Genomic DNA, 3687 nt, shown 5'->3' with positions numbered 1-3687 from the left:
GTCGACATGGGTGTCGGTGGCGGTGTTGCTGCGCTCCGGGTCGACGACGGTCCACGCGGACGGCGGGTCGAACGCGGCGGGCGGGAACATGCGCAGCCCCTCGGCCCGTGACACCGCCCCCGGTTCGCGATCGCCTGCGATTCCGGGGCCGGGTGTGTCCGCGTCGGGCGGGTCGAACGCGGCGGGCGGGGACATGGACGATCCGAGCGCGCACCGCGGCCCGTGACACGGTGGCGCCGCCGCGGGCGGGCCGCCGACGCTCCCACTGCGGCGCCGGGTGTCTCGGCGACGGCGGGGTCCAACGCGGCGGGGCGCGACCTGGTCAACCCGGTGGCGATCCGCGCCGAGTTCGCGCTGCCGGCGGAGGCGTACGCGCCGATCCCCGACGACGCCGCCCGTGCGGGGGTGTCGAACATTCGCCGCGTCGTGCCGTTCGTGGGCCGCGCCGGCGAACTGGGCGCGCTGGAGGCGGCGTTCGCCCGAGCCGGTGAGGTTGTCGTGCACGCGGTGCACGGGCTGGGCGGGGTCGGCAAGTCCGCGCTCGCCGCACACTGGGCCGCGCACCGGGGCGAGCAGGTGCGGTGGTGGATCACCGCCGAGGATCCGACGAAGGTCGACGCGGGATTGAGCGCGCTCGCGCGGGCCCTGCATCCCGGGCTGGTCGGGCTGCCCGCCGAGTTGCAGACTCAGCGCGCCTTCGCGTGGCTCGCCGGGCACGACGACTGGCTGCTCGTCCTGGACAACGTCGAGGACCCCGCCCACATCGACCCGCTGCTCGACCGGGTCGCGGGCCGGGGCCGGGTCCTGATCACCACCCGTCGCGCGACCGGCTGGCACCGCCACGCCACCACCATCCGACTGGGCGTTCTGGAATCGGCCGATGCCCTCGACCTGTTCACCCGGATCCTCACCCACCAAGGGCCGCGCGAGGTCGACGGGGCCGCCGCGGTGTGCGCGGAACTCGGGCACCTGGCGCTGGCGGTGGAACAGGCCGCCGCGTACTGCGCGGAGACCGGCACCGCACCGCGCGCCTACCTCGACATGCTCGACCGATGGCCCGCCGCGATGTTCGCCGCCACCACCGCGAACGGCGACTCCCAACGGACCGTCGCCCGGATCTGGCGCCTGACGCTGAATCGCCTGGTCGACATCCCCCTCACCGGGGAACTGCTGCGGATTCTGGCCTGGTACGCCCCCGACCACATCCCCCGCGACCTCCTCGCCCCCCTCGCCGCACCCCCCGAACTCGCCGCCGCGATCGGCCGACTCGTCGCCTACAGCATGATCACCGACAACCAAGACGGCACTCTGACCGTCCACCGCCTCGTCCAAACCCACTCCCGCACCCCCGACCCCGACGACCCCCACCGCCGACCCGACGACATCGCCCACGCCCGCGACCACGCCGCCGAACTCCTCGCCGCCGCCTTCCCCACCGACGTCGACCACCCCTCGACCTGGCCCACCTGCCGAGCCCTCCTCCCGCACACCGACGCCCTCACCCGCCGACACACCCCCGACCACGACACCGACTACACCGCCTACGTCCTCGACCGCGCCGCGTACTACCGACTGGGACAAGGCGCACCTGCCCCCGCCATCCACGCCCTCCGGCGCGCCCTGACCACCAGCGAGCGGGTGTCGGGCGCCGACCATCCCCGCACCCTGCTTTCCCGCAACAACCTCGCGGACGCGTACGCGTTGACAGGGGACCTGCGGCAGGCGATCCCGCTGCACGAAAAGAACATCGCCGATACCGAGCGGGTGTTGGGCGCCGATCATCCCAACACGCTGACCTGCCGTAACAACCTAGCGCTCTCCTACCAGTTGGATGGAGACCCGGAGCGGGCGATCCCGCTGCACGAAAAGAACGTCGCCGACGCCGAGGAGGTGTTGGGCGCCCACCACCCCGACACGGTGATGTACCGCAACAACCTCGCGGGTGCGTACCGGTCGGCGGGGAACCCGGGGCGGGCGATAAAACTGTACAAAAAGAACGTCGCCGACGCCGAGGAGGTGTTGGGCGCCCACCACCCCAACACGCTGACCTTCCGCCACAACCTCGCGTTCGCGTACCAGGTGGCGGGGAACCTGCGGCGGGCGATCCCACTGCACGAACACACCTTGGCGGAGCGCGAGCGGGTGCTCACCTCCGACCACCCCGACACACTGATGTCCCGCTACAACCTCGCCAGCGCGCACGAGTCGGCGGGGGATCTCGGACAGGCGATCCCGCTGTACGAACGCGCCCTCGCCGACTCCGAGCGGGCGCTCAGTCCCGGTCATCCGTTGATTGCCACAGTGCGGGTGAGCCTGGAAAGGGCGCTGTCTACATAACAGGGGCGCAGCCGCATCGCCGCGGGCTTCATCCGCGCGGTTCGCCGGGACGCTCCTTCGCTGCCTGCGTTCGCCGGGCATCGACCAGCTTCCCCGATACATCCGCGAACAGATCCGTTGGCAACTGGTGCCGCCGGTGGGGACGATCATCCGTAACGTCCACTGCCATGGCCGGGCAACGATCGCCCCACCCGAGAGGGCGCCGATCGCCTCAGCGGCCCGGCAGGGCGGCCCTTCGGTCCGTGGGAGACGGTGGTGACCACGCGACCTACGGCTCCACGTCCGCCGGGTCCAAGTCGGCGCGGATGGACGGGGTGCGTGCTCGATGTCAGGTTCAGCCGAACTCGCTGTAGAGGTGGCCGGCTTGGATGGCTCGGACCGCGACGCGGGGAGGTACGGGTTCGATGTCATCACGCGGAGCGTAGATGTCCGTACCGACAGTGGCGGACTGATGTCGTCCGGACTCCGGGATCGCGCGAAAGGGTCAACCACACGGATGAGCCTCGGCAGAGCGGGTGACGCCCGAAGCGGGCACGAGCTCGCTCATCGGTGCCGTATCGCTGTCCGGAGTCGTCCCCGCGTGGATGCCCGCTCCGCCCGCACCTTCCCGTATCCGCAGGCGCGTTACCCGCGCGGGATGACAAACGCGAAGGCCCGCAGCGTTCGCACATCTCGGTGGTGGCGTCGCGCGCTCGGGCTGCGACGAACCCGCCCGTGGGCGCCGCACGGATTCGCCGTGTCGTCGGGGCGGCCCGGCCAGGCCGAGGGCCCGCGCTCCCGGGGGATCACGGGGCCGTCACCGGCAAGGGGGGATGTGCCGGACCGACGGGTTACGCGGACCCGGCCGAAACCTCCTGTCCATTCCGCGACAATCCCTGGCGACAACCGGGGTCTTGAGCGGGTGGGCGGAGTGTACGAAGACGGGCCGAGCAAGGTTCGTTCAGCCCGCTGAGTCACCGGTTCGCCCCTGCATCTCGGTCATGGCTGCTCTCGCTGCCGGTAGGCGTCCCGATCCTGCTGGAGGCGCCACAGGTCCTGCATCAAGCCTGGCCGGCCGATCAGTTCGTGGAAGGTTCCGTTCTGCACCACACGGCCCTTCTCCATGACGACCACGCGATCGGCGACGGAGGTGTTGGCCAGGTTGTGCGTGACGAGCACGACCGCGCGGTCGCCGGCCAGGTCGCGCAGGCCGGTGAAGATCCGGTGTTCGGCCCGCGGGTCCAGGTCGGAGGTCGGCTCGTCCATGACCAACAGGCCTGCGTCGCGATGGATCGCGCGCGCCACGGCGATGCGCTGCCACTGTCCCGGGGACAGGGCCACCCCGCCCCACCACTCCCGCGCCAGGAGGGT

3 protein-coding genes are annotated in these 3687 nt (G+C 71.5%); 1 reads left to right on the top strand and 2 read right to left on the bottom strand.

Going from position 1 to position 3687, the window contains the following annotated elements; translation table 11 throughout:
* A partial coding sequence (locus ACFXKZ_RS52300; RefSeq protein WP_380015625.1) for a hypothetical protein occupies window positions 1-195 on the bottom strand: 195 nt, incomplete at its 3' end.
* Window positions 196-222: 27 nt separating this feature from the next.
* Here ACFXKZ_RS52300 and ACFXKZ_RS52295 point away from each other — a divergent pair.
* Window positions 223-2337 carry a tetratricopeptide repeat protein gene (locus ACFXKZ_RS52295; RefSeq protein WP_380015622.1) on the top strand — a complete coding sequence of 705 codons (2115 nt, stop codon included), beginning with the start codon at window positions 223-225 and terminating at the stop codon, window positions 2335-2337.
* Window positions 2338-3315: 978 nt separating this feature from the next.
* Here ACFXKZ_RS52295 and ACFXKZ_RS52290 read toward each other — a convergent pair.
* The coding region (locus ACFXKZ_RS52290; RefSeq protein WP_380015619.1) for an AAA family ATPase at window positions 3316-3687 on the bottom strand (372 nt) is incomplete at its 5' end.

This window comes from Embleya sp. NPDC059237, from assembly GCF_042754105.1.
GTDB lineage: Bacteria > Actinomycetota > Actinomycetes > Streptomycetales > Streptomycetaceae > Embleya.
This window is presented reverse-complemented; position numbering and strand designations above follow the sequence as displayed.